Raw genomic sequence first — 24,221 nt, 5'->3', positions numbered from 1 at the left:
GACCCTTATGCCTCGCCTCACCCTCACGCAACTTGCCTGGTCACCTCTGGGTCACGGCCACTGCCATCACCAGTTTCATCTGCGTGACGCCAACCTGCACGTGGCTGCAGGCGAGTTCGTGGGCCTGATCGGGCCCAACGGCAGCGGCAAGACCAGCCTGCTGCGTTGCGCCTACCGGTTCAGCAAACCCGAGGCGGGCACGGTTCATCTGGAGCAGCACAACCTTTGGCAACAATCCCCCCGTTGGTGCGCGCAACGCATCGCCGTGGTGTTGCAAGAGTTCCCGGATGCCTTCGGCCTGACGGTCGATGAAGTGGTCGCCATGGGCCGCACCCCGCATAAAGGACTGTTTGACGGCGACACGGAAGCCGATCGCCAGTTGGCGCAAAATGCCCTCGCGTCCGTGGGCTTGCACGGTTTTGAAGACCACGCGTTTGCCACCCTGTCGGGCGGTGAAAAACAGCGCGTGATTCTGGCCCGCGCCTTGACCCAGCAACCGGACCTGTTGATCCTCGACGAACCGACCAATCACCTCGACCCGCGTTATCAGCTCGAGCTGCTGCAATTGGTCAAACGCCTGAACATCGGCACCCTCGCCAGCATTCACGACCTGAACCTGGCTGCCGCGTTTTGTGACCGCCTGTATGTGATTAACCATGGCCGGATCGTGGCCAGCGGCACACCTCGCGAAGTGCTGACGGTTGATATGTTACGCGCTGTGTTTGGCGTCGAAGCCCTGATCGATGACCATCCCCTGTCCGGCTACCCGCGCATTACCTGGATAACCCAACCATGAACCTGATCCGCCTCATGCTCTGCTTGAGCGTTATGTGTGCCGCCCAGCTGGCCCAGGCCGAAGCCACGCATTACCCGTTAACGGTCAAAAGCTGCAACCGCGACGTGACCTTCAATGAAGCCCCCAAACACGCGGTCAGCCATGACATCAACATGACCCAAATGATGCTCGCGCTGGGCCTCAAACCGCACATGGCCGGCTACAGCGGCATCAGTGGCTGGAAGGCTGTCACTCCCCAGATGAAGGTGATTCTTGAGGGCCTGCCGGAACTGGCGAGCAAGTACCCCTCCGTGGAAACACTGCTCAATGCCAATGTGGATTTCTTTTTCGCCGGCTGGGACTACGGCATGCGCGTCGGCGGAGACCTGACACCGCACACCCTCACGCCGCTGGGCATCAATGTCTACGAACTGACTGAGTCCTGCGCGTTTGTAATGAAACGCCCGGCAGCCAGCATGGAGGACACTTACAACGACCTGCGCAACCTCGGCAAAATTTTCGACGTGCAAGACCGCGCCAACGAGTTGATTGCACACATGCAGCAAACAATTGCTGACGTTCAGAAAGCCTTGCCGGCCTCAAAGCCGCGGGTATTTCTGTACGACAGCGGCGAAGACCGCGCCATGACCAGCGGCCGTCTGGGCATCCCCCATGCGTTGATTGAAGCGGCGGGCGGTAACGACATCCTCAGCGACATCGACGCCAGCTGGACCCGCATCAATTGGGAAACCGTGGTCGAACGCAATCCAGAAGTGATCGTGATTGTGGATTACAGCGAAGTCACTGCGGAGCAGAAACAGCACTTCCTGCAAACCCACCCTGCGCTGCAATCAGTGGACGCGATTCGTCACAAACGCTTCATCGTCATTCCGTACGTGCAAGCCACGCCGGGTATCGACAACGTGCTGGCGATCGAGACGCTTGCCAAAGGCTTTCATCCGCAATGATGACGGGTCGTTACGCACTGCTGCTGACCAGCCTCGGTGCCCTGTTGCTGGTGTCGTGTGTCGTGTCGCTGGGCTTTGGCCCGGCGCGGGTTCCGGTGGAGGTGGTGTGGCACATCCTGCTGAACAAACTGTTCGGTATCGGTGACGTGAGCTGGACGGCGGGGCAAGCGCACATCGTGTGGTTGATTCGCGTCCCGCGCATGTTGCTGGGAGCGCTGGTCGGTGCCGGGCTGGCCTTGATCGGCACCGTGTTGCAAGCCGTGACGCGTAATCCGCTGGCTGACCCGCACCTGCTGGGCGTCACCAGCGGCGCTACGCTAGGCGCCGTGATCGTGGTGTTGCACGTGGGCGAGATCGTCGGTTTGCTGACCCTGCCCATCGCAGCCTTTATTGGCGCCTTGCTCAGCATGCTGCTGGTACTGGCCATCGCTAGCCGCCACGGGCGACTGGACAGCGATCGCCTGCTGTTATGCGGCGTGGCGGTATCGTTTGTGATGATGGCCGTGGCCAATACACTGCTGTTTTTGGGCGATCATCGCGCCAGTTCCGCCGTACTGTTCTGGATGCTCGGCGGCTTGGGGCTGGCGCGCTGGGAACTGCTGGCCATTCCCAGCGCCAGCGTCTTGCTGGGGCTGGTTTTGCTGCTGGGAATGGCCCGTCCGCTGAATGCTTTGATGGCCGGTGAACAAACCGCCGTCACCCTCGGCCTCAATGCCCGCAATGTGCGACTGCGGGTCTTTCTGATTGCTTCGCTGATGACCGGTGTACTGGTGGCCATCAGCGGTTCGATCGGCTTTGTTGGCTTGATGATCCCGCACATCGCACGCCGTTTGATCGGCGCAGAACACCGACGCCTGCTGCCGGTGTCAGCCTTGCTGGGCAGCGTGTTTCTGGTGTGGGTCGATGTGGCCGCTCGCACCTTGATCGCCCCGGAAGACTTGCCCATCGGAGTGGCCACCGCAGCCATAGGCGGGCTGTTCTTTATCGCGTTGATGCGCAAACGCTAAAGCTCGTCGTGCCACGGCGCTGACGGGATTTCCAGGGTGCTCGCTGCGCCCTGTTGCAGCTTGCTGGCATCGTCCCAGTCAAACGGTGTTTGCTGGGTTTGGCCGGTGATGGTGAGGCTCTGGGCGACATCGCCCTTATGCGGCCAGGTCGGGCTGATCACCACCACACTCAACGTTCCGCTATTAAGGACACGCGTCAGTAACTCGCTGGGTTTGAGCGTCGGTGGAACGTATTCCTCGTAACGTCGAGTGGTGCGGTCCGGTTGATAGTTCTCCGCGAAATACCCCTCATAGGTAAGGTTCGATCCACTGATCGGCTGGCAGAGCTGCTGTGTCGCCGCCGACGTGCCACGCGTGTATTTCAACAGCGCACCATCATCGGTCGAGTGGTAGATCGTCGCAAAGCTGTTGTCGCTGTCATAGGTTTTTAAAAGGTCGGTGGCGTAGCAAATATCCACTGGCCAAAACATGTTGTTGAGCAAGTTGTTCTCAAGCCTGCTGTAGGACGCCTGGAGTGATGGCGCACGAGAAAACACCAGGTGTTTGCGCGTATAGCCCGCTGCAAAAACCGGTAGGGGGTGCAACTGGCCGTCCACGTGTTTGTGGGTGAACAACAGGGTTTCCGGAGCATTGGCCACCTCCCCGCCCGTGAGGGGTTCAATGGCGACAAAGGTGTTGTAGTCAGACGTGCCCAATATGGCTGCGACCAGATTTAACGCGTTGGGGTGCGCAATGCTCGAGTTGACATAGCGGGCGGCATCGTCGGCATGGGCGAAAACAGGGCTCAACGCAAAGCGCCGGGTCTGCGCGACCGGCATGGTCACCGGTTTACGGTAAGGCAGCCAGCTGGCCGTGACGGTCCCCGGGGTGCTCCAGAGCGGGCTTTTGATCAACACATCAAGCTGACCGCTGGCTGCCACTTGATAGACATAATTGGTGACATGCAATGCGCCGGTCAGTATGTCGGTCAGCAACGGGCGGCCCCAGTCGCGAAACAGACCGGAGGTCAATTGCAGCCACAGGTTAACCGGGACATACCTGAGTAGCGCGCCTTCATTGGTGGACAGGTACAGCGGCACCTCGCCCGTAAACGCGCCACGCTGCTGCTTGACCATACTCACCAGCCCCAACCCGTCCGCGAAGTCGTCTGGCGTCACAAACCCCAACAGCGTATTGAGGTTGCGCACCTCTCTCACTTCCCAGGGGGTCGCAAAATAGGTTGCCGGGGCACCCAGATAGACTGCATGAAGCTTGAACCCCGAAGGCAGGGTGTTATTTCGCTCAGCGTGTTCACGCGGAAAAACGCGGTCCAGTAATAACCCGCCGCCCTCCATCGGCAACGTCGCGACAAACTCGTCGCTGTGGACGCTTTTCAAAATAAATCCAAACTGGCGCTTGTGGCGTGCCCCCATGTGGGTATGTGCATACCGGGCCGCGTCACGGGACTGTGTAAATACAGGGCTTAACGCTGGCTGCACAGTGGCCTGCTGAACGTAAACGGGTGCAGGCGAGGGCTTCCATTGTGGGGTGATCCTGGCAGGTTGCCCCCATAAAGGACTCCCCTCGATCACGTACAGATCACCGGTTCGCACCACTTGCCCCACGTACTCGGTCGGCTTAAGCGTATGGGTGCGCAATTTGAGCTGCAGCGTGTTGTGGCGCACGTTTTGCGGGTTGGCCACCGGCGGTGCTAACCGGACAAGGAACTTCTTTTCGCGATCAGAGCCACTGGGCACGTATTTGAGTAACGCGCCGTCCGGGGTGGACAAAAAGCGAGCCGCCGCCCAGTCACGGTCCTGGATAGCGGCGTACAGCTCATGCGGTTCAAACATATTGGCGTACAGCTGTTGCTCAACGCCCGGCGTTGACAACATCGAGTGCTGCGCGTGATGAGCATGATAGAACGCCACAACGCTTGCGCCGGCCGGTGTCAGGTCCAGGCGTTCGCCGGGGATGATGCCCGAGGGGTCGAAGGTTTCGTTGCGCCCTGCCAGAGGCTCGGTCGCCACAAATCGCTTGTCGAGCCGTCGGAAGATCAGCCCACCAAAGATGCGGTCTGTCCGGGCTGAGCGCCTTATTTTCTGATGGACATAACGGGCGGCGTCTTCCGCCGTCACAAATGAAGGGCTCAAGGCTCTGCGACGCAGGCGCGCATACGGCGTCCAATCCGGCTTGACCTGACCCGGCTGCCCCCAGACATCGCTGTGGTACACCACCTGCAAGGTGCCCATTTGCGCCAGCCCGCGGATATAGGCAGTGGGCGTGACATGACCGCTCAACAGGTCGCGCTTAATTGCCAGACCGCCGCCTTCGGCCACGCTGAGCAGGCGCACGTAGGGTTCTTCGGCAAACGTCGAAGAGGGTTGATACGTCAGCAATGCACCATCACGCACTGTGATGTACAAGGGCAACGGCGGTATTGGCCGATCAAAACGCAGGGCCAGCGCCAGGCGCAGGCTGTGCGCCAGCGCGCCGGGCTCGATAAAGCGCTTGTACACCTGAGCCTGTTGAGCCGGAACCTGAGCCGGGTCGTGGTACAGGCTGTCGCAGTAATACTGGGCAATCACATCCAGATTTCTGGGTATGACCACGGCACCCGCTGCGTTAAAGGTAAACACACCCTCAGGGGAGAACGGAGTTGGCGCACCGACTACCGGCTCGGTGGCCAGGTACTGCTCCTTATCCTGGTATTTAAGGATGTAGCCATATTGTTGCTCAGGCTGTTGATACTGACGCAACCGGGTGAATTTCACGGCCTCCAGTAGCGTCGTGAAAACCGGGCTGTAAGCAGGTTGCTGCACGCGTTTGCTCGGCGCATCAATGCCGGCAGCAGGGACGTAAATGCTGAAATCGGCCCCCACCTTTCCGACTTTCCATCCCCAGATGTCGTTGGTTTGAATAACGCTCAGTTCGCCCGCCGCTGACAGCTCGTGCACATATTCGATCAGGCGCTTGGCCCTGATGATTCCTTTTTGATAGGCCTGCACCAGGGCGTGCTCCGCGTCAGACCCACTGGGCACGTATTTGATCAGCGAACCATTAAGCCCGGATAAATAGCCCGCCCGCGCAAACCCTCGCATGCCGACGGTGAAGATCACATCGGGCGGCGAAAAGAAATTCATCGAGGTCTCAACAGACTCTTTCGACCAACTCGGAAAGTACCTTTTAACCTCTTCGTAGTTATTGGGATGGGAATGATAAAACGCGTAGCAGGTGTAGCCCGGCGGGTGCAGAAAATTATTGTCCGCATCCGTCGAGAGCACCCGGTCATGCTGGAACATCCGGCTTTCGCCCTGAACCGGCAAGGTCGCCAGAAACAACCCGTCCTGACGCTGCAAGATGACTCCGCCGTACTCCACCTCACGCCGGTCACCAATCATTTCGTGGGCATATCGGGCCGCGTCATCGGGGTAAGCAAACGGCGGGCTTAACGCAGGCAGCGGCACAGTCTTGGCCGCTGTACCGCGCTCCACGCGCTCGTGAAAAAACTGGCTCACTTTCACACTCCTTGAATCAGATGGTTGAGCGCAACGCCGTTGCGCCTTCCCATCATCAAGAGCGGCCCTGTGCGCAGGTCATATTTAATTACTTAAATGGCGCGTCCCTGCAAAACGCTCTGTTTCAGGCAGCGGTTCACTGCCTGCGCGCCTTCATCGGGCAAAGCACCATGGCGGCGCATCGGCGTGCACGCGGGTTGGTTGCAGGCGCTGTCGTGGTGCGAAAAAAGGCTCACTTTGTGTGCAACCCCCTTATTCAGAGGGCTTTAGCAATCCGGCACAGCCCTTGCTACAGCCCTTGGCAGTGCAGGTATTGGCTCGCCAACCATCAGAACTCTGGAGATCGCACCATGAAGCGTCGCAGCTTGATCAAAGCTTTCACCCTTACCGCCTCAATCGCAGCCATGGGCATGAGCTGGACGGTCCACGCAGCCGAGACCATCAAGGTCGGCATTCTTCATTCGCTGTCCGGCACCATGGCGATCTCCGAGACCTCGCTCAAAGACATGGCGCTGATGACCATTGACGAGATCAACGCCAAAGGCGGGGTGAACGGCAAAATGCTCGAAGCGGTAGTGGTCGACCCCGCCTCCAACTGGCCCCTGTTTGCTGAAAAAGGTCGCCAGCTGCTGACCCAGGACAAGGTCGCCGTGGTGTTCGGCTGCTGGACGTCAGTGTCGCGCAAGTCGGTGTTGCCGGTGTTTGAAGAACTCAACGGTTTGCTGTTCTACCCGGTGCAATACGAAGGTGAAGAAATGTCACCCAACGTGTTCTACACCGGCGCCGCGCCCAACCAGCAGGCCATCCCGGCCGTTGAATACCTGATGAGCGAAGACGGCGGCAGCGCCCAACGGTTCGTGTTGCTGGGCACCGACTACGTGTACCCGCGCACCACCAACAAAATCCTGCGCGCGTTCCTGCACTCAAAAGGCGTGGCCGACAAAGACATCGAAGAGGTTTACACCCCGTTCGGCCACAGCGATTACCAGACCATCGTGTCCAACATCAAAAAATTCTCGGCCGGCGGCAAGACCGCAGTGATCTCCACCGTCAACGGCGACTCCAATGTGCCGTTCTATAAAGAGCTGGCCAACCAGGGCATCAAGGCCACCGACGTGCCGGTGATTGCCTTCTCGGTGGGCGAAGAAGAGCTGCGTGGCATCGACACCAAGCCGCTGGTGGGCAACCTGGCCGCGTGGAACTACTTCCAGTCGGTGGAGAACCCGGTCAACCAGAAATTCGTCGCTGACTGGAAGGCCTATGCCAAGCAACACAACCTGCCGGGCGCCGACAAAGCCGTGACCAACGACCCGATGGAAGCCACCTACGTCGGCATCCACATGTGGGCGCAAGCCGCGGAACAGGCCAAATCGACCGACGTGGACAAGGTGCGCGAGGCGCTGGCCGGACAAACCTTCGCGGCACCGTCGGGTTACACACTGACCATGGACAAGACCAACCACCACCTGCACAAGCCCGTGATGATTGGCGAAATCCAGCCCGACGGTCAGTTCAGCGTGGTCTGGCAGACCGACGGCCCGATCCGTGCCCAACCCTGGAGCCCTTATATCCCGGGCAACGATAAAAAGCCGGATCACGCGGTGAAAGGTAACTAACCACAATAAAGCCCCTCTCCCCGATCCACTCCCGCTGGGAGAGGGAGCCGCGCTTACAGGGACACTCACTATGCCCACCGTCTTTTACCGTTTTATCGTCGCCTGCCTGCTGCTATTGCCCGCAGGCGCGTATGCCGATGACGCCAGTGAGTTTGCTGGCGCCAATCTGCCCATGCAGGTCAAGTTGCTTGAAGGCTGGGCGGCCCAACCCGACCCGGCCCGCATCGCACTGCTCAGCGAACTGCAAAGTGGGCAGGTCACCGTCGATGGCCAGCCCAAGACCGTACGTTTGAACAACCGTCTGCGCGCCTTGATCGACAACGCAGTGGCCAGCCATCAACTGCTGGCGGCTGATCCCCAACAGCGCCTGAATGCCGCGCGACAGGTGCAGAAAACCGCGAAACCCGCCCAGCTGGCACTGCTCAATCGTCGCCTGACCCTCGAAACCGATGACGATGTGCGCGCGGCCTTGAGCCTCGCATTGGCCAATCTGCAACTGGTGGACGCCGACCCCGCCGTGCGTCTGGCAGCGGTGCGTCTGCTGGGTGAAACCGGCGAGCCGCTGGCCCGCACGCGACTTGAAACCCTGCTGCAACCGGACGTTGAAACCGATCACGGCGTGCGCACTGCGGCCGAAACCAGCCTGGCGCAAGTCACACGCAAGCTGCTGATTGGCGACCTGCTGGGCCAGGCGTTCAGCGGCTTGTCACTGGGCTCGATTCTGCTACTGGCGGCCCTCGGGCTGGCGATCACATTTGGCCTGCTGGGGGTCATCAACATGGCCCACGGCGAAATGCTGATGCTCGGCGCTTATTCCACGTATGGCGTGCAGTTGCTGTTCCAGCGTTTCGCACCCGGCGCCATTGAGTTCTATCCGCTGCTGGCACTGCCGGTGGCGTTCTTCGTCACCGCCGGGGTGGGCATGGTGCTGGAACGCACGATCATTCGTCACCTCTACGGGCGCCCGCTGGAAACCCTGCTCGCGACTTGGGGCATCAGCCTGATCCTGATTCAACTGGTGCGCCTGCTATTCGGTGCGCAGAACGTCGAAGTGGCCAACCCCGCATGGCTTTCGGGCGGGGTTCAAGTGCTGCCCAATCTGGTGTTGCCGTTCAACCGGCTGGTGATCATCTGCTTCGCACTGGCCGTGGTGTTCCTTACCTGGTTGTTGCTGAACAAAACCCGTCTGGGGCTCAACGTGCGTGCCGTCACCCAAAACCGCAACATGGCCGCTTGCTGCGGCGTGCCCACCGGGCGCGTGGACATGCTCGCCTTCGGCCTTGGTTCGGGGATTGCCGGACTGGGCGGCGTGGCCTTGAGCCAAGTCGGCAACGTAGGCCCCGACCTGGGCCAGGGCTACATCATTGATTCCTTTCTGGTGGTGGTGCTGGGCGGTGTCGGCCAATTGGCGGGCACGGTGTACGCGGCGCTGGGACTGGGCATCGCGAACAAGATTCTCGAGCCGCAGATCGGCGCCGTACTCGGCAAAATCCTTATCCTGGGGCTGATCATTCTGTTCATTCAGAAACGCCCGCAAGGCCTTTTCGCGCTGAAAGGACGGGTGATCGACTGATGAATCAGCCATTGCTAATGACCGCGACACAAAAAGCCGGCCCGACCGCAACGGCAGTGATCGGCGCTGTTGTTCTAGTCATCCTGCTGGCCATGCCGGTGCTGTCGCTGTTGCCTGCCGACAGCCCGTTTCAGGTATCGGCGTATACCTTGACGCTGGTGGGGAAAATCCTCTGTTACGCCATCGTCGCCCTGGCACTGGATCTGGTGTGGGGGTACGCCGGCCTGCTGTCATTGGGCCACGGACTGTTTTTCGCCCTCGGCGGCTACGCAATGGGCATGTACTTGATGCGTCAGGCGGCGGGCGATGAACTGCCTGCCTTCATGACTTTCCTGTCGTGGACCGAATTGCCGTGGTATTGGGTGGGCACCGAGCACTTCGCCTGGGCAATGTGCCTGGTGGTACTGGCGCCGGGTTTAGTAGCGCTGGTGTTCGGGTTCTTCGCGTTCCGCTCGCGCATCAAGGGCGTGTACTTTTCGATCATGACCCAAGCCCTGACGTTCGCCGCGATGCTGCTGTTTTTCCGCAACGAAACCGGTTTTGGCGGCAACAACGGCTTCACCCACTTCCGCTCCATTTTGGGCTTCGGCATCACCGAACCCGGCACCCGCGCGACGCTGTTTTTCGCCACAGTGCTGCTGTTGGTCAGCAGCCTGTTGCTGGGCTGGCGCCTGGCGCGCAGCAAATTCGGACGCGTGCTGACCGCCGTGCGAGACGCCGAAAATCGCCTGATGTTCTGCGGCTACGACCCGCGTGGTTTCAAGCTGTTCGTGTGGGTCTTGAGCGCGGTGCTGTGTGGTCTGGCGGGTGCGCTGTATGTGCCGCAAGTGGGGATCATCAACCCCGGCGAGATGTCGCCCACCAACTCCATCGAAGCCGCTGTGTGGGTGGCATTGGGCGGGCGCGGCACGCTGATTGGCCCGTTACTGGGCGCAGGCGTGGTCAACGGCATGAAGAGCTGGTTCACCGTGGCCTTCCCCGAATACTGGCTGTTCTTCCTCGGTGCGCTGTTTATCGTCGTCACGCTGTACCTGCCCAAGGGTGTCATCGGGCTATTGAAGAAAAGGGGTGATCAATGAGGAATGTCTTGCTCGAACCCATGCTCGACCCCAACAAGGATCAAGGCAGCAGCCGCGATGCCATTGGTCTGGGGCAGACCGCTGGCAAGGGGCTCGACACCCGCCACGGCACGATCCTGACCCTTGAGGGCATCAGCGTCAGCTTTGATGGCTTCAAGGCACTGAACAACCTCAACCTGTACATCGGGGTCGGCGAGTTGCGCTGCATCATCGGGCCTAACGGCGCAGGCAAGACCACGATGATGGACGTTATCACCGGCAAGACCCGCCCCACTGAAGGTCAGGCCTGGTTTGGTGAAACCCTCGACCTGCGGCAGATGAGCGAAGTGCAGATTGCCCAGTCGGGGATTGGCCGCAAGTTTCAAAAACCCACGGTGTTCGAAGCGCTGAGCGTGTTCGAAAACCTGGAGCTGGCGCAAAAAACCGACAAGTCGGTGTGGGCCAGCTTGCGCGCCACACTGACCGGCGAACAAAAAGACCGCATCGACGAGGTGCTGCAAACCATCCGTCTCGCCAACGCGCCGCATCGCCCGGCGGGGCTGTTGTCCCACGGGCAAAAACAGTTTCTGGAAATCGGCATGTTGCTGGTGCAAGACCCGCAGTTATTGCTGCTGGATGAGCCCGTGGCGGGCATGACCGACGCCGAAACCGAGTTCACCGCCGAGCTGTTCAAAAGCCTGGCGGGCAAGCACTCACTGATGGTCGTGGAGCACGACATGGGCTTTGTGGGTTCGATTGCCGACCACGTCACCGTGTTGCATCAGGGCAGTGTGCTGGCCGAGGGTTCGCTGGAGCACGTGCAAGCCGATGAACGCGTGATCGAGGTGTATCTGGGCCGTTGAGAGAGCAGGCACAGATCGGCGTCGTCAAAAGGGGATCAAACATGTTGAAGGTTGAAAAACTGCATCAGTTCTACGGCGGCAGCCACATCCTGCGCGGCTTGTCGTTTGAGGCCAGGGTGGGCGAAGTCACGTGCCTGCTGGGCCGTAACGGCGTCGGCAAAACCACCTTGCTTAAGTGCCTGATGGGTTTGCTGCCCGTCAAAGAGGGTGACGTGCGGTGGGAAGACCGGCTCATCACCTCGCTCAAACCTCACCAAAGGGTTCATGCCGGCATCGCTTATGTGCCGCAGGGCCGGGAAATCTTCGGGCGTCTGACGGTGGAAGAAAACCTGTTGATGGGCCTGTCCCGCTTCCCCGGTGCCGAAGCCAAAGCCGTACCGGCGTTTATCTACGAACTGTTTCCGGTGCTGCTGCACATGAAGCATCGGCGCGGCGGCGATTTGTCCGGGGGGCAGCAACAACAGCTGGCGATTGGCCGTGCATTGGCCAGCCGCCCGCGGCTGTTGATCCTCGACGAACCCACCGAAGGCATCCAGCCCTCGGTCATCAAGGAAATCGGCACCGTGATCAAGCAATTGGCCGCACGTGGGGACATGGCGATTTTGCTGGTGGAACAGTTTTACGACTTTGCCGAGGAGCTGGCCGATCAGTATCTGGTGATGTCACGGGGCGAAATCATTCAGCAAGGCCGGGGTGAAAATATGCAAACAGACGGTGTACGTGGCCTCGTGACGATTTAATCTGTAACCCTTTATTGCCAAGCTGAGCCCCTATGAATTTACCCGCCAACACTGCCCTGTTTACCCCCAACTGGCTTGCCGAGCTGGAGCTGGGCTATGGGCGTTTTGGCGACAGCACACGCCCGACCCTGCGCCGTCACCTCGGCCCCTTGCGCGTGCAAAAACACCTGTACGCCGAAGGGCCACAGGTGTGCCAACACATCATCGTGCACCCGCCCGGCGGGATTGCCGGTGGCGATCAGCTCGATATTCGCGCCAGCGTCGGCCCTGACGCCTGGGCCCAGCTCACCAGCCCCGGCGCAGCAAAGTGGTACCGCGCCGCAGGCCCGGCCTATCAACGTGTTGAATTAAAGGTCGCGGCGGGGGCCACGCTGGAATGGTTGCCCCAAGAAACCATCGTCTTCAGCGCGGCGCAGGCCGAACTGAGCACCCGCATCGAACTTGAAGGCAATGCACGCCTGTTTTACTGGGACATGATTGCGTTGGGCAGGCAGGCCAGCGGGGAACGTTTCGAGCACGGGTACTTTCAATCGCATCTGGATATCCGCCGTGATGGCCAGTTGCTCTGGCATGAGCGCCAGCGCATTGTAGGCGGCGACGGCCTGCTGGACTCGCCCATCGGGCTGGACGGCAACCCAGTGTTTGCGACGCTGCTGGTGACCGGAGAGGTCAGCCCTGAACGGCTTGAAGCCTGTCGCTCGCTGCCTCACCCGGTACGCGGCGATCTGACCCAACTGCCGGGCTTGCTGGTGGCCCGCTGCCTGGCGGGCGAAGCGTTACAGGCGCGCAGCTGGCTGATTGATCTGTGGCGACTGCTGCGCCCGGCCCTGCTGGGCCGTGAAGCGGTTACACCACGAATATGGAGTACCTGAAGTGCCCTTGCCCCAGCGCTCTTCCTATGGGAACGGGGCATAAGGATCGCTACTTTTTAACTGCCGAATACGGACCCTTACATGGACCTGACCCCACGCGAAAAAGACAAGATGATGATCTTCACCGCAGGCCTGCTGGCTGAACGAAGGTTGGCGCGCGGCGTGAAACTCAATTACCCGGAAACCATTGCCTACATTTCGGCCGCCTTGCTTGAGGGCGCGCGCGACGGCAAAACAGTCGCCCAGCTCATGCATGAAGGCACCACCCTGCTGACGCGCGAGCAAGTGATGGAGGGCATCCCGGAAATGATCCCTGACATCCAGGTGGAGGCCACGTTCCCGGACGGCACCAAACTGGTCACCGTCCATCAACCCATCGCCTGAGGCCGAGCCATGTCTTACGTCATTCGCGAAGCAATCCCGGCCGACCTGCCGGCGATACGCGAGATCTACAACGATGCCGTGCTCAACACCCTGGCTATCTGGAACGAACAGACCGTCGACCTGCACAACCGCGAGCAATGGTTTGAAGCCCGGCAAAAACAGGGCTACCCCATCTTGGTGATTGTGGACGACGCCAACGTGCCTTTGGGCTACGCCTCGTTTGGCGACTGGCGCCCGTTTGAAGGGTTTCGCCACACGGTCGAGCACTCGCTCTACGTACACCCCGATCAGCGCGGCAAACGCCTGGGCCCGCAACTGCTCACGGCGCTGATCGAGCGTGCCCGCAGTGGCGGCAAACACGTGATGGTCGCCGCCATTGAAAGCGCCAATGCCGCGTCGATTCATGTGCACAAACAACTCGGTTTCGTGACCTGCGGCCGCATGCCGCAAGTGGGGATCAAATTCGGCCGCTGGCTTGACCTGACCTTCATGCAACTGATGATCAACCCCGGCGCCCTTCCCCCGCAGGAGCACGCTCAATGAGCCACGAGCAGGTGTTACAGGTCACCCCGCAAACCTTCAATAACTACCGGGAAGGGCTGATAGCCCTGCTGGTCGATGCCGTGCACCACGGCGCTTCGGTCGGCTTTATGGACGATCTGGACGTGCCGCAGGCCAGCGCTTACTTCTGCGAGGTGCTGAGCCAACTGGAACAAGGCAGCCTGTTGCTCTGGGTGCTGGTCGAAGATCAACGGGTGCTGGCCAGCGTGCAGCTGGCCCTGTGCCAGAAAGCCAATGGCCTCAACCGCGCCGAAGTGCAAAAGCTGCTGGTACTCAACGAAGCACGCCGCCGGGGGCTGGGCCAGGTATTGATTCAAGCGCTGGAAAACGGCGCGCGTCAGCAAAAACGCGGTTTGTTGCACCTCGACACCGAGGCCGGTTCGCCCGCTGAAAATTTCTACAGCGCATTGGGCTACACCCGCGTCGGCGAGCTACCCAACTACTGCCGCAGCCCCGACGGCCATTACAGCCCGACCGCCATCTACTTCAAAACCTTGAGTGAACCGCAATGATTCCAGGCGAATACCGCATCGAGTCAGGGGATATCGAGCTAAACGCCGGCCGACGCACGCACACCCTGAAAGTGTCCAACCGTGGCGATCGGCCGATTCAAGTCGGTTCGCACTACCACTTCTTTGAAACCAACGATGCGCTGATGTTCGAGCGCGGCGAAAGCCGGGGCATGCGCCTGAACATTCCGGCTGGCACCGCCGTGCGTTTTGAACCGGGCCAGAGCCGCGACGTTGAGCTGGTTGAACTGGCCGGTCTGCGCCGGGTATTCGGCTTTGCCGGGCGGGTCATGGGCGATCTGGACTGACAGTGGCATTGGCATGTAAACGCCCGCTCGCCGCCCTCGGCAGCAACCGGGTTTGACTTAACGCTCAGGAACGCATCATGAAAATATCCCGCCACGCCTATGCCGATATGTTCGGCCCGACTGTAGGTGACAAGGTTCGTCTGGCTGACACGGAGCTGTGGATTGAGGTCGAGCAGGATTTCACCACCTACGGGGAAGAAGTGAAGTTCGGCGGCGGCAAAGTGATCCGAGACGGCATGGGCCAAAGCCAATTGCTGGCGGCCGAGGTGGTGGACACGTTAATCACCAACGCGCTGATCATCGACCACTGGGGCATCGTCAAAGCCGACGTGGGCCTGAAGAACGGCCGCATTCACGCCATCGGCAAAGCGGGCAACCCGGACGTGCAGCCCAATGTCACCATCGCCATTGGCGCCAGCACCGAAGTAATTGCCGGTGAAGGCATGATCCTCACGGCTGGCGGCATCGACACCCACATTCATTTCATCTGCCCGCAGCAGATCGAAGAAGCGCTCAACAGCGGCGTAACCACCATGATCGGCGGCGGCACCGGCCCGGCCACCGGCAGCAACGCCACCACCTGCACCCCTGGCCCGTGGCACATGGCGCGCATGCTGCAAGCGGCAGACGCGTTCCCGATGAACATGGGATTTACCGGCAAGGGCAACGCGAGCTTGCCGCAACCGTTGATCGAACAAGTCGAAGCTGGCGCCATCGGCCTCAAGCTGCATGAAGACTGGGGCACCACCCCCGCGTCCATCGACAACTGCCTGACCGTTGCCGACCAGTACGACGTGCAGGTGGCGATTCACAGCGACACCTTGAACGAATCCGGCTTTGTGGAAACCACCCTCGCCGCCTTCAAAGGCCGCACCATTCACACCTATCACACCGAAGGCGCGGGCGGCGGCCATGCACCCGACATCATCAAGGCCTGCGGCCTGACCAATGTACTGCCCAGTTCCACCAACCCGACCCGCCCCTTCACCCGCAACACCATCGACGAACACCTCGACATGCTGATGGTCTGCCATCACCTCGACCCGAGCATCGCTGAAGACGTGGCCTTCGCAGAAAGCCGTATCCGCCGCGAAACCATTGCCGCCGAAGACATCCTGCATGACCTCGGCGCATTTTCGATGATCAGCTCCGACAGCCAAGCCATGGGGCGCGTGGGAGAAGTCATCACCCGCACCTGGCAGACCGCCGACAAGATGAAGAAACAACGCGGCCCGTTGCCGGAAGACGCGATTGGTAACGACAACTTTCGTGCCAAACGCTACATCGCCAAATACACCATCAACCCCGCTATTACCCACGGCATCAGCCATGAAGTAGGCTCGGTCGAGGTGGGTAAGTGGGCCGACCTGGTGCTGTGGCGCCCGGCGTTTTTCGGGGTCAAACCGACATTGATTCTCAAAGGCGGCGCGATTGCGTCGAGCCTGATGGGTGACGCCAACGCCTCAATACCGACGCCACAGCCGGTTCACTACCGACCGATGTTCGCCAGCTACGGCGGCTCGCGTCACGCCACGTGCCTGACCTTTATCAGCCAGGCCGCAGCCGAAGCCGGCGTGCCTGAAACCTTGGGCCTGAAGAAACAGATTGCCGTGGTCAAAGGCTGTCGCGATGTGCAAAAGACCGACCTGATCCACAACGGTTACCTGCCCGACATTGAAGTCGACCCGCAGACTTATCAGGTCAAGGCGGACGGCGTGTTGCTGTGGTGTGAGCCGGCCGACGTGTTACCGATGGCGCAGCGTTACTTCCTGTTTTGAACCTGCACCCCGGCCGTGAAAGGCACTGCCCTGCACAAGCTTTGCCCTTCACGTGACGAAACAAGCCAGCGGTAGTACTGAAGCGCGCTATTAGGCGCTAATATGCGTCACCTTTTTTGACTACCGCTCTTGCAGCAAGGTGTTTGGGCATGCGCCTTTCCGAATTCATCGTGCAAAACGCCAATCGTATCGTCGATGAGTGGGAGCGCTTTGCCGAAACCATCACACCTGCGGCCGAGAACATGGACAGCGTGGCCTTGCGCGACCACGCCAAAGCCATTCTGTTGGCAGCCTCGCGTGACATGACCACTGCGCAAACAGCCAGTGAGCAACAAGCCAAGGCCGAAGGCGAAGGCCCGGATAAAACCCCGAGCCTGGACGAGGCAGCCGCCAGCCATGGCGAGTTGCGTCATACCGTCGGTTTCGATCTGGTGCAAATGACGTCCGAGTTCCGGCACTTGCGCGCGTGCGTCATCCGGTTGTGGGTCGATAGCCTGCAAGCCCCGGAACATGAGCACTTTCAAGACATGATCCGCTTCAACGAAGCCATTGATGAAGCGCTGGCCGAATCCACGGCCGCGTATGCGGACCAGGTCAATCGCTCGCGGGATATCTTTCTGGCCATTCTGGGCCACGACCTGCGCGCCCCGCTGCAAGCAGTGAGCATGTCCACCGAGATGCTGGAGCGCAAAGCCAAGCTCGACGCCGACGCCTTGAACTATGTGAGCGCCATCAAAAACGGTGCACGCCACATGGGCTCAATGGTCAGTGATCTACTGGCATTTGTACGCAGCCGTCTGGGCAGCCAGCTCCCGATTGAACCGGTGAAGCTGGATCTGGGCGAGGCCTGCCACGCGGCCCTGGCCGAAGCCTGTGCCGGTCAACCGGACTGCGAGCCCGTATTGACGATTGACGGGCCGGTAGAGGGTGAGTGGGATCGCGGTCTGATTAATCAGTTGCTGCAAAACTTGATTGGCAATGCGCTGCAACATGGCAGCAAAAGCCGCGTGGTGACGGTGACTCTGACTGGCGGTGCAGAGCAGGTTCTGCTCTCGGTCCACAACCGCGGTACGCCCATTGATGAAAGTTCACTGGCGACCTTGTTTGACCCGCTGGTGCGCAGCCCGAGTGAAGACCTGAGCGTACCGGGCACCTCGACCAGTCTGGGTCTGGGCCTGTATATCGTCAAAGAGGCGGTCAGCGCCCACAGTGGCACCATCGAGGTCACATCGACCCTCGCTGAAGGCACAACGTTTACCGTGATGCTGCCCAAAAAAGCTTGAGACACCGCACTGTTCGGCAGCGACGACACGCCGGGGCATCGACCCCGTGTCGTCGCCGTCGAGGAACAACTGCGCCGCCGATGGCCCGGCAATGCTGCAGCCACACCCGCAATTAGCTCGTTGCCAAGGGTGCGCCCACAGACCGGTCACACGTTGGGATTACTGCCCACAAACCGCCCCAATTGCTGCTTCAAACGGCGGTTTTCGGACCGCAGGTGCTGCACTTCGTCGAGCAGGTCCAACGCCAGCGCAACACCTTCCCATTCCAGTTCAAGGTCCCGGTGCAGCTTGGCTGCACGCTTTGCGATGACCAGTTCATAGTCTTCAAAACGCCACGCCTCCGGTGCGTGGCCCTGAGGTTCGATAATTCCGTGTTCGACGATCTCTATCACGTAAGTGGCCGGTAAATTGGCCTCTTCGCAGAACCTTTCCATGTCCAGCTGAACGATCAGGGTGCTGCTCATGATCAATTACTCCATTGGGCTCTCGGATCAAAGGCGGCTTTGTCAGCCAGCTCTTGCCACAAGGTTTTGCTCGCTTCGTCAGTGTGTTTGGGCATGACCACTTTCAACTGGGCATACAAATCGCCGCGCTGACCTTTCTTGTCCATCAAACCATGGCCTTTGATGCGCAAACGCTGGCCGCTCTGGCTGTCCGGACGAATGGTCAGGTTGATCTTGCTGGTCAGCGTCGGTACGGCGACCTTGGTGCCCAGCGCAGCTTCCCACGGTGCCAGAGGCACAGTGATCACCAGGTCGTGGCCTTCGACGTCGAACTTCGGATGCGGTGCAAACCGAATGATCAGGTATAGATCACCATTGGCCCCGCCGCCCATGCCCGGGCCACCCTGACCTTTGAGGCGAATCCGCTCACCGTCGGTGACGCCAGCCGGGATCTTCACGTTCAGGGTCTTGCTGTTGCCGCCCACCTGAAAGCTGATCTGCTTGGACTCGCCTGACAGGGTTTCTTCCAGAAAGATCGGCAATTCCATTTCAACATCCTGACCGCGACGCCCTGCGCTGCGGCTTGATTGACCACCAAAGCCATTACCGCGCGAACCGAAGATCGAGCTGAAAAAGTCCGAAAAATCGCCAGCATCCTCGAAACCGCCGCTGGAACGGCCTTGCCAGCCAGGAGGGCCCTGGAAAGGTTGGCCGTGCTGACCGTACTTGCGAATCTCATCGTACTCGGCACGTTTGTCGGCGCTTTTGAGGGCTTCATACGCCTCGTTGACGTCCTTGAATTTACTCTCGGCGTCCTTCTCTTTGCTGACATCCGGGTGATATTTGCGCGCCAGCTTGCGATAAGCGGTCTTGATCGTCTTATCGTCGGCTGTGGGGTCTACACCCAGAATCTTGTAATAGTCTTTGAAGTCCATGTAAGGATCACCATCCGTTATCAATATCGCGCCACTCAGACCACCCACAATGCTTGGGTTGGCCAGTCTGTCGATTGACCGATCTCAATCTTCCGACGCTACGGCGCTGCAAAAAGTTTATCGGCAGCCTACGGGCTTCACTGAGTTGCCTTACAACCACCAAGCCAATGTCTGGAAGTTTGGGGGTGAAGGATAGTCTTTCAAGGGCATTAAAACCTGCGAATTAACGAATAAGCACACTTCGATTCTGAGAGCGTCTGACATACACTGCGCGGCCGTTTTTTAACCGGAACACGACAGACATGAAAAACGCCTCTCCGGCCCGTGCCTGCGGCATCGACTTCGGCACGTCAAACTCCACCGTCGGCTGGCTGCGCCCAGGCGTGGAAACCCTCATTGCGCTGGAGGACGACAAGATCACCCTGCCCTCGGTGGTGTTCTTCAATATTGAAGAGCGCCGCCCGGTGTATGGCCGTCTGGCGCTGCATGAGTACCTGGAAGGCTACGAAGGCCGCCTGATGCGCTCGCTCAAAAGCCTGCTGGGCTCCAAGCTGATCAAGCACGACACCAGTGTTCTGGGCACCGCCATGCCCTTCAAGGACTTGTTGGGGCTGTTTATCGGCCAGCTGAAAAAACGCGCCGAAGCGACCGCCGGTCGTGAATTTGAGGAAGTGGTCCTGGGCCGCCCGGTGTACTTCGTCGATGACGATCCGCTGGCTGACCAGGAAGCCGAAAACACCCTCACCGACGTGGCCCGTGCCATTGGCTTCAAGGAAGTGTCGTTCCAGTACGAACCCATCGCCGCGGCCTTCGACTACGAGTCGACCATCGAACGTGAAGAGTTGGTGCTGATTGTCGACATCGGCGGTGGTACGTCCGACTTCTCGCTGGTGCGCCTGTCGCCAGAGCGGCGCGGCATGGACAACCGCCAGGACGACATTCTGGCCACCGGCGGTGTGCACGTGGGCGGCACCGACTTCGACAAACAGCTGAGTCTGCACGGCGTAATGCCGTTGTTCGGCTACGGCAGCCGCATGAAAAGCGGTGCGTACATGCCAACCAGCCACCACATGAACCTGGCGACCTGGCACACCATCAACTCGGTGTACTCGCAGAAATCCCAACTGGCCTTGGGCAGCATGCGTTATGACATCGAAGACACCGGCGGCATCGACCGCCTGTTCAAGTTGATCGAACAGCGCGCCGGACACTGGCTGGCCATGGAAATCGAAGAAACCAAAATCGAACTGACCCGCAACGACAGCCGCCACGTGCCGCTGGACCGTATCGAAGCAGGACTCAATGTTGACCTGAGCCGTGCGATGTTCGAAGCCTCGATCGACAACCAGCTCGAACGCATCCGCAACAGCGTGACCCAACTGTTGGGCAATGCCGGGGTAGGTGTAGAGCAGGTGGACACTGTGTTCTTCACGGGCGGTTCGAGCGGTATTCCGGCATTGCGCCAGAGCGTTTCGGCCATGCTGCCCAATGCACGTCATGTCGAAGGCAACATCTTCGGCAGCATCGGCAGCGGTCTGGCGATTGAGGCCAAAAAGCGTTACGGCTAAAAGTCCCTCACACTGGCCCTCTCTAGAAGGAGAGGGTCAGGCGTGAAGGCAAGCAGTTAGACCAACTCCACCTGCTTCAACTCACTCTTCAAATACGCGTAATAAATCGGCCCTGCCACCACACCCGGCAGGCCGAACGCGGCCTCGAATACCAGCATCGCCAGCAGCAACTCCCACGACTTGGCACTGATCTGCCCGCCCACAATCTTGGCGTTCAAAAAGTATTCCAGCTTGTGGATAACGATCAGGTACGCCAACGCCCCCACCGCCACCCAAATCGACAGCGACAAACCCACAATGGTGATCAGTGTGTTGGAGATCAGGTTGCCAATCACCGGCAACAGACCCAGCAGGAAGGTCAACACGATCAGGGTTTTGGTCAACGGCAAGTGAACGCCAAACAACGGCAGCACCACGGCCAGGAAGACCCCGGTAAACGCGGTATTGAGCAGTGCGATTTTGATCTGCGCGAAGACAATGTTGCGAAACGCTTGAACCAGCAGGTGCAGGCGCTCGAACAGTGCGGCGGACAAGGGCTTGCGGCGGCTCACGTCAGGGATGCGCTGCAAGGCAATGATGGCGCCCAGCACCATACCGATCAGCAACGTCACGAACATGTGCGCCGCGTCTTTGCCGACCAGTTGCAGGTCGCTCAGGTGCTTGTTCATCCATGCCCCGATGGCGACGCGGAACTCCGCCGCACTGGCGGGCAAGTAGCTGTCTAAAAATGGCGGTAACTGGCCGCGGGCCTTGTCGACCACGGCCATGAACTTATTCAAAGAGGCACCAGGATTTTCGGCCTCATGCAGCAAAAAGCTGATGGCCCCGGCAAAAATCAGCGCCAGCACGCTGACCACTAATGTGCCCAGCAGCATCACCGCCAGCCAGCGCGCACGGCGCCCGGCGATCAGGCGTTGCAGTTGCGGGGTGAGCATGTTTACCAGCTCGTACACCAGCAAACCCGCCAGCAGGCTGGGCAACAGCCGCAAAGGAAATACCAGCAACAAGCCGCCCGCAATAATGATGTAGCTGGCCAGCACGATGTGACGCTGAGAAAACGATGGCATACAGCCTCAAAACAAGCAGGGTGAAAGGACAGGCAGTCTGCCAGCCTTCGACCGGGATCACTACAGAATGTGACTCAAGGAGGGTGGCGTCAGGCTCTCTGTTTGGCGCTGCGGGAAGCCGCGAAGGGTTTGCTGACGCCTGGCGCGGCAACGCTTCGCAGCCTCCCGCAGCCACCACAGGCCGGTTACGGGTTACTTTTTCTTCAGGCAATCGCTCATGAACGCTTTACGCGCATCGCCTTTGAGGGCTTGGGTGGTTGCCGTGGCATTGCAGGTTTTCATTTTTTCCTGCTGGGTCATGGCAGCGGCCGGCTTGGCTTTGAGGCAACTGCTCATGAAGGCTTTACGCGCATCGCCTTTGAGGGTTTTGGCACTGGCCTCGGCGTTGCACGCGGTCATTTTGTTTTGTTGGGCCGTGGCCGCAAAGCCTTGGGAACACAGCAACATACCCACCATCAGCAAAGGAACACGCAGCATCTTCATGGAGTTTTCTCCTTGTGGCCGCAGCGGACGCGGCGGACTTCATCGCAGTGTAGACAAACTCTGTTACAGCTTCCTCATGCGCGCCTAAACATGCCGCGCCTTGCGCCGATACTGCTCGGGCGTACAGCAAGCCAGACGCTGAAACATCGCAATAAACGCCGACGCGGTGCTGTAACCCATGTCGAAACCAATGTCTTGCACACTACGCGCAGACGACTCCAGCGCTTCAATTGCCGCCAAAAAACGCAGGCGTTGGCGCCACTCTCCAAAGTTCATGCCCAACTCGCGCACAAACAGCCGCGCCAGCGTGCGCTCACTGACATGCACCTGCGCGGCCCACTGCCCCAACGGGCGGTTATCACCCGGTTGTTGCTGCAGCGCTGTAAGCACCCCTTGCAAGCCGGGGTGATTGGCGTAAGGCAAAAAGCATTGATGCACCGCCGCCTGGCGCAGTTGATCCACCAGCACGTGCGCAAGGCGCTGATCGGCCTCGCCTTCGGGAATGTTGACATCGCGGCGGGCAAAATCGCTGAGGATGGCTTTAAGGATGTCGCTGATCGCCAGCGTGACAGGCTGAGTCGGCAGGTGCTGGCAATGCGCCGCATCCAGATACACCGAGCGGTAAACAATCGCCTGGGCATTGTAGGCACTGTGCTCAGTATTGGGCGGGATCCATAACGCGTACTGCGGCGGCGACATGAAACGCTGCCCCTCAACCTCAAAGCGCATGACGCCATGGGCTACATAATCCAGCGAACCCCAAGCATGCCGGTGAGGGCACGCGTGGCTGTGCGCGTCGATTTCGGCATAGCGAAAGTAGACCGGAGCCGGTAATTCATCGAACTCGGGAACGCTGATCAGGTTCTTGCGCATGCTGTCTGGATTCACGAAGAGGTTGGCCGGATCGAAGTATAGGCCTGCGAACAGACAAGCGGATAATCGCCGCTCATTAATCCTGTGGTTGTTCCTGATGCAATACGCTTACCCGCTTCTGGCCATTTTTATCTGGGCCGGCAATACCGTGATCAACAAACTTGCCGTGGGCGCGATCTTCCCCTCGGAGATCGGTTTTTATCGCTGGCTATTGGCCGGCCTGTTGTTTACTCCGTTCATGATCAAACCCGTTCTGGCCAACTGGTCAATCATCCGCCCCAACCTGGGCAAGATCTTTATCCTCGGCGTGCTGGGCATGGCGGTGTATCAAAGCCTTGCGTACTACGCGGCCGCCCGCACCTCGGCCACCAACATGGGCATCATCTTGTCGCTGATGCCGTTGATGGTGCTCACCTTGTCCATCATTAGCCTCGGCCAGCGCCTGACCGCCGGTGCGTTGGTGGGCGCCGTGCTGTCGTTTTTTGGCGTGCTGGTGGTGGTTTCCAGTGGCAGCCTCGGCACCCTGCTCGATCAAGGTTTGAACCTCGGTGACGCCATGATGCTCGTCGCCACCCTCGCCTACGCGATTTACAGCACCCTGCTCAAGAAGTGGCAATTGCGCTTGCCGCCGCTGCAAATGCTCTACTTGCAAGTGCTGGTGGCGATTGTGGTGCTGCTGCCGCTGTACCTGATCTCACCGAAGGTCGGCCCGACCGTGCACAACATCGGGCTGGTGCTGTACGCCTGCGTCCTGGCATCGATGATCGCACCCTTGGCCTGGATGAAGGCCGTAGCGCTCCTGGGGCCGAGCCGCACCACGCTGTTTTTCAACCTGCTGCCCTTGATCACCGCCCTGATCGCCGCCGTGGTACTTAAAGAGCAGTTGCACCTGTTTCATCTGGTGGGCGGAGCATTGACACTGGGCGGGGTGATTCTGTCGGAACGCTGGACCACCCCGGTGCGCAACATCCGATAAAACTTTCTCGGCGCGCTGAACTCACACCCTATGAACCGACTTCGCCAGCAGAGCGAGGCGGCAACCGGATTAGTGAGGAGATTG

At 59.8% G+C, this 24,221-nt stretch carries 23 protein-coding genes; 17 read left to right on the top strand and 6 right to left on the bottom strand.

Annotation, left to right across the window (positions count from 1 at the left end):
* Positions 1-7: 7 nt before the first annotated feature.
* From HBN61_RS00665 to HBN61_RS00655, 3 genes are read left to right on the top strand one after another with little or no spacing between them, the layout of a single operon-like run.
* On the top strand, positions 8-796 hold the full coding sequence (locus tag HBN61_RS00665; RefSeq protein ID WP_094992013.1) for an ABC transporter ATP-binding protein: 789 nt from the start codon (positions 8-10) through the stop codon (positions 794-796).
* Positions 793-1,743: an ABC transporter substrate-binding protein gene (locus HBN61_RS00660; protein WP_094992012.1), complete on the top strand. Its 951-nt coding sequence runs from the start codon at positions 793-795 to the stop codon at positions 1,741-1,743. Before HBN61_RS00665 ends, HBN61_RS00660 begins: the two co-directional genes overlap by 4 nt.
* A complete protein-coding gene (locus HBN61_RS00655) occupies positions 1,740-2,750 on the top strand; it encodes a FecCD family ABC transporter permease (protein ID WP_169963764.1) in 1,011 nt (336 codons plus the stop codon). Before HBN61_RS00660 ends, HBN61_RS00655 begins: the two co-directional genes overlap by 4 nt.
* On the opposite strand, the gene HBN61_RS00650 is transcribed toward HBN61_RS00655, so the two are convergent.
* Positions 2,747-6,247: a DUF4329 domain-containing protein gene (locus HBN61_RS00650; RefSeq protein WP_170045966.1), complete on the bottom strand. Its 3,501-nt coding sequence runs from the start codon at positions 6,245-6,247 to the stop codon at positions 2,747-2,749. The genes HBN61_RS00655 and HBN61_RS00650 overlap by 4 nt on opposite strands.
* 350 nt (positions 6,248-6,597) lie before the next feature.
* Here HBN61_RS00650 and urtA point away from each other — a divergent pair, with 350 nt between their 5' ends.
* From urtA to HBN61_RS00590, 12 genes are all read left to right on the top strand, one after another.
* The gene (gene urtA / locus HBN61_RS00645; protein ID WP_094992009.1) at positions 6,598-7,863 is read left to right on the top strand and encodes an urea ABC transporter substrate-binding protein; all 1,266 of its coding nucleotides are present in this window, start codon (positions 6,598-6,600) and stop codon (positions 7,861-7,863) included.
* A 70-nt stretch (positions 7,864-7,933) separates the two neighbouring features.
* Positions 7,934-9,436, top strand: coding sequence for an urea ABC transporter permease subunit UrtB (urtB, locus tag HBN61_RS00640; protein WP_094992008.1), 1,503 nt, complete (start codon positions 7,934-7,936; stop codon positions 9,434-9,436).
* Complete coding sequence (gene urtC, locus HBN61_RS00635) at positions 9,436-10,515, top strand: urea ABC transporter permease subunit UrtC (protein WP_169963760.1); 1,080 nt, start codon at positions 9,436-9,438, stop codon at positions 10,513-10,515. The genes urtB and urtC overlap by 1 nt, the downstream gene beginning before the upstream one ends.
* On the top strand, positions 10,512-11,357 hold the full coding sequence (urtD, locus tag HBN61_RS00630) for an urea ABC transporter ATP-binding protein UrtD (protein WP_094992006.1): 846 nt from the start codon (positions 10,512-10,514) through the stop codon (positions 11,355-11,357). Before urtC ends, urtD begins: the two co-directional genes overlap by 4 nt.
* A 41-nt stretch (positions 11,358-11,398) precedes the next feature.
* The gene (gene urtE / locus HBN61_RS00625; RefSeq protein ID WP_094992005.1) at positions 11,399-12,097 is read left to right on the top strand and encodes an urea ABC transporter ATP-binding subunit UrtE; all 699 of its coding nucleotides are present in this window, start codon (positions 11,399-11,401) and stop codon (positions 12,095-12,097) included.
* Between the two features lie 32 nt (positions 12,098-12,129).
* Positions 12,130-12,969 carry an urease accessory protein UreD gene (locus HBN61_RS00620; protein WP_169963758.1) on the top strand — a complete coding sequence of 280 codons (840 nt, stop codon included), beginning with the start codon at positions 12,130-12,132 and terminating at the stop codon, positions 12,967-12,969.
* An 81-nt stretch (positions 12,970-13,050) separates the two neighbouring features.
* On the top strand, positions 13,051-13,353 hold the full coding sequence (locus HBN61_RS00615) for an urease subunit gamma (RefSeq protein WP_094992003.1): 303 nt from the start codon (positions 13,051-13,053) through the stop codon (positions 13,351-13,353).
* A 9-nt stretch (positions 13,354-13,362) separates the two neighbouring features.
* Complete coding sequence (locus tag HBN61_RS00610) at positions 13,363-13,896, top strand: GNAT family N-acetyltransferase (protein ID WP_170045965.1); 534 nt, start codon at positions 13,363-13,365, stop codon at positions 13,894-13,896.
* On the top strand, positions 13,893-14,426 hold the full coding sequence (locus tag HBN61_RS00605; protein ID WP_094992001.1) for a GNAT family N-acetyltransferase: 534 nt from the start codon (positions 13,893-13,895) through the stop codon (positions 14,424-14,426). Before HBN61_RS00610 ends, HBN61_RS00605 begins: the two co-directional genes overlap by 4 nt.
* The gene (locus tag HBN61_RS00600) at positions 14,423-14,731 is read left to right on the top strand and encodes an urease subunit beta (protein WP_094992000.1); all 309 of its coding nucleotides are present in this window, start codon (positions 14,423-14,425) and stop codon (positions 14,729-14,731) included. Before HBN61_RS00605 ends, HBN61_RS00600 begins: the two co-directional genes overlap by 4 nt.
* A 77-nt stretch (positions 14,732-14,808) precedes the next feature.
* Positions 14,809-16,509, top strand: a complete 1,701-nt coding sequence (gene ureC, locus HBN61_RS00595; protein WP_094991999.1) for an urease subunit alpha — start codon at positions 14,809-14,811, stop codon at positions 16,507-16,509.
* A 149-nt stretch (positions 16,510-16,658) separates the two neighbouring features.
* Positions 16,659-17,792, top strand: a complete 1,134-nt coding sequence (locus HBN61_RS00590) for a sensor histidine kinase (protein ID WP_170045964.1) — start codon at positions 16,659-16,661, stop codon at positions 17,790-17,792.
* Positions 17,793-17,938: 146 nt separating this feature from the next.
* Here the strand turns inward: HBN61_RS00590 and HBN61_RS00585 are convergent, their stop codons facing one another.
* Positions 17,939-18,256 carry a chaperone modulator CbpM gene (locus HBN61_RS00585; RefSeq protein ID WP_094991997.1) on the bottom strand — a complete coding sequence of 106 codons (318 nt, stop codon included), beginning with the start codon at positions 18,254-18,256 and terminating at the stop codon, positions 17,939-17,941.
* 2 nt (positions 18,257-18,258) lie between these two features.
* A complete protein-coding gene (cbpA, locus tag HBN61_RS00580) occupies positions 18,259-19,170 on the bottom strand; it encodes a curved DNA-binding protein (RefSeq protein ID WP_094991996.1) in 912 nt (303 codons plus the stop codon).
* Between the two features lie 302 nt (positions 19,171-19,472).
* On the opposite strand from cbpA, the gene HBN61_RS00575 reads away from it, so the two are divergent.
* Positions 19,473-20,738: an Hsp70 family protein gene (locus HBN61_RS00575; RefSeq protein ID WP_094991995.1), complete on the top strand. Its 1,266-nt coding sequence runs from the start codon at positions 19,473-19,475 to the stop codon at positions 20,736-20,738.
* A gap of 56 nt (positions 20,739-20,794) precedes the next feature.
* On the opposite strand, the gene HBN61_RS00570 is transcribed toward HBN61_RS00575, so the two are convergent.
* The 3 genes from HBN61_RS00570 to HBN61_RS00560 all read right to left on the bottom strand — a co-directional run bounded on the left by HBN61_RS00570 (position 20,795) and on the right by HBN61_RS00560 (position 23,161).
* A complete protein-coding gene (locus HBN61_RS00570; RefSeq protein ID WP_094991994.1) occupies positions 20,795-21,805 on the bottom strand; it encodes an AI-2E family transporter in 1,011 nt (336 codons plus the stop codon).
* A gap of 192 nt (positions 21,806-21,997) precedes the next feature.
* The gene (locus HBN61_RS00565; protein WP_094991993.1) at positions 21,998-22,288 is read right to left on the bottom strand and encodes a PsiF family protein; all 291 of its coding nucleotides are present in this window, start codon (positions 22,286-22,288) and stop codon (positions 21,998-22,000) included.
* Positions 22,289-22,372: 84 nt separating this feature from the next.
* Positions 22,373-23,161 carry an AraC family transcriptional regulator gene (locus HBN61_RS00560; protein WP_170045963.1) on the bottom strand — a complete coding sequence of 263 codons (789 nt, stop codon included), beginning with the start codon at positions 23,159-23,161 and terminating at the stop codon, positions 22,373-22,375.
* A 97-nt stretch (positions 23,162-23,258) separates the two neighbouring features.
* On the opposite strand from HBN61_RS00560, the gene HBN61_RS00555 reads away from it, so the two are divergent.
* Positions 23,259-24,137: a DMT family transporter gene (locus HBN61_RS00555; RefSeq protein WP_170045962.1), complete on the top strand. Its 879-nt coding sequence runs from the start codon at positions 23,259-23,261 to the stop codon at positions 24,135-24,137.
* The last annotated feature ends 84 nt before the right edge of the window (positions 24,138-24,221 follow it).

The sequence above is a fragment of the Pseudomonas sp. WS 5071 genome, assembly GCF_012985765.1.
Taxonomy (GTDB): Bacteria; Pseudomonadota; Gammaproteobacteria; order Pseudomonadales; family Pseudomonadaceae; genus Aquipseudomonas; species Aquipseudomonas lundensis_A.
This window is presented reverse-complemented; position numbering and strand designations above follow the sequence as displayed.